We start from the raw sequence: 4,343 nt of genomic DNA, 5'->3' as shown, positions 1-4,343 counted from the left end.
TGCGGACGTGGTCGCGGGTGAGGTCGGCCTCGCGGAGCAGGTGGGTCGGGCCGACCTCGTGCTCACCGGCGGCCGCATGCTCGACGGCCGCGCGCTGACCGACTCGGTCATCGCCACGACGTCCCGTCTCGCGATGAGCCGCGGGCTGCCCGTCGTCGTCGTCGCCGAGGAGGTCCAGACGAGTCGGCGCGAGGTCGCCCAGAGCGGCATCTCGGCGACGTACGAGGTGACCGACCGCGGTCGTGACGGCTCGGCCGCGGATGCGGGAGAGGGCGCGCGCGAGCTCCTGGCCGCACGGGCTGCCCGGCTCGCCCGCACCTGGTCCGCCTGATCGTGTGGGACGCACGCCGCCGCGCCGCACGCGGGACGGTCGGCCCGTGCTCCCGGCCCACCGGGGACGTAGGCTGACGGACGACGTACTCTGGACCGAGGGAACAAGTCGGCCGTCACCGCGGTTCATCCTTGTTGTACGCCCGAACTGACGAAGCGGAGAGAGACATGAGCGAGACCACCCAGGTCGCCACCCACAGCGTGGAGCTGACCGACGTCGCTGCCACCAAGGTGAAGACGCTGCTCGAGCAGGAGGGTCGCGACGATCTGCGGCTGCGTGTGGCGGTGCAGCCCGGTGGCTGCTCCGGCCTCATCTACCAGCTCTACTTCGACGAGCGCGTCCTCGACGGTGACGCCGTTCGCGACTTCGGTGGCGTCGGGGTCGTCGTCGACCGCATGAGCGTGCCCTACCTCGACGGCGCCACGATCGACTTCGCGGACACCATCGAGAAGCAGGGCTTCACGATCGACAACCCGAACGCCGGCGGCTCGTGCGCCTGCGGGGACTCGTTCCACTGATCGCGCTGACCCGCTGACCTGCGCAGGGCTTTCCTGATCAACGCAGGGCACACGGCCCCGCGTCGGCCATCACCGGCGCGGGGCCGTCGTGCTGTCCTCGACCGGTCCCCGAGCCGGCCCGCGGCCGCCTCACCCGAACGAGATCCGCTCGTCCCAGACCCGCCCGAACGAACCGTGTTCGAACGAGACCCGCTCGAACCTGACCCTGGAGTGCCCGTGCGCCGTCGTCCCTCTGCCCTTGCCGCCCTCGCCGTCGTCGCGGCCCTGACCCTGGCCGCCTGCGGCGGGTCCGAACCGAACGCGACGGAGAGCTCGACCGCCGGGGAGGGGAGCACGAGCGCGGCGGCGACCGCCCCCGGCACCGAGCTCCCGTCGGTCGACGGCGGCTTCGGCGAGGCCCCGACGATCACGTTCCCGGGCACCGGTGCCCCGGAGGGGCTCCAGGTGCAGGTCCTTCAGGAGGGCGACGGCACCGAGGTCGGCACCGACGACTTCGTGGTGGCCGACTACCAGGGGCAGGTCTGGGACTCCGCGGAGGTGTTCGACAGCTCCTTCGAGCGTGGCGCCCCGGCCGGCTTCAGCCTCAACCGCGTCATCCAGGGTTGGAAGGACGGCCTGACCGGCACCCACGTCGGGGACCGGGTGCTCCTGTCGATCCCGTCGGACCTCGCCTACGGCGAGACCGGTCAGGGATCGATCCCGCCGGGTGCCCACCTGGTCTTCGTCGTCGACGTCGTCGGCACGTACGCGCCCGACGTCGCCGGGCAGGCCGATGCCACGCCGGTGGAGCCCGCCCCCGAGCTGCCCGTGACGATGGAGGGTGACCTCGGAGCCCCGGTCTCCGTCACCGTGAACGATGGCGCCGCCGAGCCCACCGAGACGGTCGTGACCGTGCTCGCGACCGGATCGGGTGAGCCGGTCCCGGACACCGCCGGCACCGGGGTCCTCGTGCAGCTCGCCGGGAACGTGTGGGACAACAGCAGCCCCGTGTCCTCGTGGGAGACCTCCGGCGTGGAGACCGCCACCATCGGCGGCGGCGGCGACCTGGACGAGCTGGCCGGCGTCCCGGTCGGGTCGCGCGTCGTCGTGCAGGTCCCGGCGGTCGAGGCCACCGCCACCGAGGCCGCCCGGCCGGCCATCGTGTGGGTCATGGACGTCGTCGGGACGGTCCCCGCACCGTCGGTCGGCTGACCCGGGCGCGGAAGGCGCACGAGCCTGCCCCTGCACGACTCAGACATTTCCGACAAGAGGGCCCCGGCGGACCTGACAGCTCGTCAAAATACCGGGCTCGGAACCACCGTTGCGGGCGTGACCGCGCCGTTTTCACCGGTAGGGTGTCGGCGAAGGACTAAAGTCCCGGGTCTGGAGGCGCCGACGCGACGACGGCGCAGGCCACGGCCCGGTCGTCCATGGACTGTCATGCAGCGTCGGAAGGTTGGATCCCGTGCGATTCCCGTCTCTCACCCCGGGCAGACGCCCGGTGCGCACAGCCGCGCTGGCCGCGGGCGTCATGCTCGCGGTCGCCGCCTGTGCCCCAGCGGACCAGTTCCCGAGCGAGCCGGGCAAGGGCATCGATGTCGGGTTCCTGCCGAGCGAGCGGGGACTGACGGACAAGACCGCCGGCCTGATCGACCTGTGGAACGGCGCCTGGTTCGCCGCCCTGGCCGTAGGCGTGTTCGTGTGGGGGCTGATCATCTGGAGCATCGTCGTCTACCGCAAACGCAAGGGCGACAACCAGCTGCCCGTCCAGCTGCGGTACCACGTGCCGCTCGAACTCATGTACACGGTGGTCCCGATCCTCATGATCGGCACCCTGTTCGTCTTCTCCAGCCGCACCACCGGCGAGTTCCAGGACGTCTCGGCCGAGCCCGACGTCCGGATCGAGGTCTACGGCAAGCAGTGGAGCTGGGACTTCAACTATCTCACCGACGATGTCTACTCCTCCGGCCACCGGGTCGAGCTCACCGGTGAGGTCGGGGTCCAGGAGACGCTGCCGACGCTGTACCTGCCCGTGAACGAGACGGTGGAGTTCACCATCAAGTCGCGCGACGTCGCACACTCGTTCTGGATCCCCGCGTTCCTGTACAAGCTCGACGCCATCCCCGGCCGCGAGAACACGTTCCAGGTGACCCCGCAGCGCGAGGGCACGTACTCGGGCAAGTGCGCCGAGCTCTGCGGCGAGTTCCACTCCGAGATGCTCTTCAACGTCGAGGTGGTCGACCGTGCCACGTACGACGAGGAGATGTCCGCCTTGCGTGACGCCGGCCAGACCGGGAGCCGCGGCGACGAGTTCAACCGCCGGTACGACATCCCCGCCACCGTCGAAGGGACCCAGAACTGATGGCGACCTCCATCGAGACCATCCCGGAGGCAGTGCCGGGCCTGCGCCCGCAGCGGCAGCACCTGGGCAGGACGATCGTTTCGTGGATCACCTCCACGGACCACAAGACGATCGGCTACATGTACCTCATCGCCGCGTTCATCTTCTTCATGATCGGCGGCGTGCTCGCCCTGCTCATGCGCGCGGAGCTCTTCGAGACCGGCATGCTGCTGCAGTCCAAGGAGCAGTACAACCAGCTCTTCACGATGCACGGCACGATCATGATGTTCCTGTTCGCGACGCCCCTGTTCGCGGCGTTCGGCAACATCCTCGTGCCGCTGCAGATCGGGGCGCCGGACGTCGCCTTCCCGCGCCTGAACATGTTCGCCTTCTGGCTCTTCCTCTTCGGCGGGCTCATCACCCTAGCCGGCTTCCTGACGCCGAAGGGGGCCGCAAGCTTCGGCTGGACCGCCTACATGCCCCTCGCCGACGCGACCTTCTCGCCCGGGGTGGGCGGTGATCTGTGGGTGCTGGGCCTGGCGATGACCGGGTTCGGCACGATCTTCGGCTCGGTGAACTTCGTCGCCACCATCGTCACGATGCGCGCGCCCGGCATGACCATGTTCCGGATGCCCATCTTCACCTGGAACATCCTCTTCACCGCGATCCTGGCGCTCATGGTGTTCCCGGTGCTGGCCGCGGCGATGTTCGGGATGGTGGTCGACCGGGTCCTCGGGGGCCAGATCTACAACCCGGACGCCGGCGGGGCGCTGCTGTGGCAGCACCTGTTCTGGTTCTTCGGCCACCCCGAGGTCTACATCATCGCGCTGCCGTTCTTCGGCATCGTCTCGGAGATCATCCCGGTCTTCTCCCGCAAGCCGATCTTCGGCTACAAGGGCCTCGTCTTCGCCACCGCCTCCATCGCCGCCCTCTCCGTCACCGTGTGGGCGCACCACATGTTCACCACCGGCGGGGTGATGCTGAACTTCTTCTCCGTGATGACGATGACGATCGCGGTGCCCACGGGCGTGAAGTTCTTCAACTGGGTCGGCACGATGTGGCGCGGGAAGATCACCTTCGAGACCCCCATGCTCTTCAGCCTGGGCTTCATGGTGACGTTCCTGTTCGGTGGGCTGACCGGCGTCATCCTGTCCAGCCCGGCCATGAACTTCCA

General features: G+C 69.2%; 5 protein-coding genes. All 5 read left to right on the top strand.

Annotation, left to right across the window (positions count from 1 at the left end):
- The coding region (locus tag ACYC1Z_RS14440) for a glycerate kinase (protein ID WP_461410215.1) at positions 1-331 on the top strand (331 nt) is incomplete at its 5' end.
- A gap of 167 nt (positions 332-498) precedes the next feature.
- Positions 499-849, top strand: coding sequence for a HesB/IscA family protein (locus ACYC1Z_RS14435; protein ID WP_461410214.1), 351 nt, complete (start codon positions 499-501; stop codon positions 847-849).
- Positions 850-1,065: 216 nt separating this feature from the next.
- Complete coding sequence (locus tag ACYC1Z_RS14430; RefSeq protein WP_461410213.1) at positions 1,066-2,040, top strand: FKBP-type peptidyl-prolyl cis-trans isomerase; 975 nt, start codon at positions 1,066-1,068, stop codon at positions 2,038-2,040.
- A gap of 253 nt (positions 2,041-2,293) precedes the next feature.
- Positions 2,294-3,190 (top strand): aa3-type cytochrome oxidase subunit II, encoded by an 897-nt coding sequence (ctaC, locus tag ACYC1Z_RS14425; protein WP_461410212.1) that lies wholly within the window; start codon positions 2,294-2,296, stop codon positions 3,188-3,190.
- Positions 3,190-4,343 (top strand): cbb3-type cytochrome c oxidase subunit I (locus ACYC1Z_RS14420; RefSeq protein WP_461410211.1); only part of this gene is annotated, 1,154 nt, incomplete at its 3' end. The genes ctaC and ACYC1Z_RS14420, both read left to right, overlap by 1 nt.

The organism is Georgenia sp. (genome assembly GCF_054605595.1).
The sequence above is the reverse complement of the archived record's forward strand: the minus strand, read 5'-3'. Positions and strand labels throughout refer to the sequence as shown.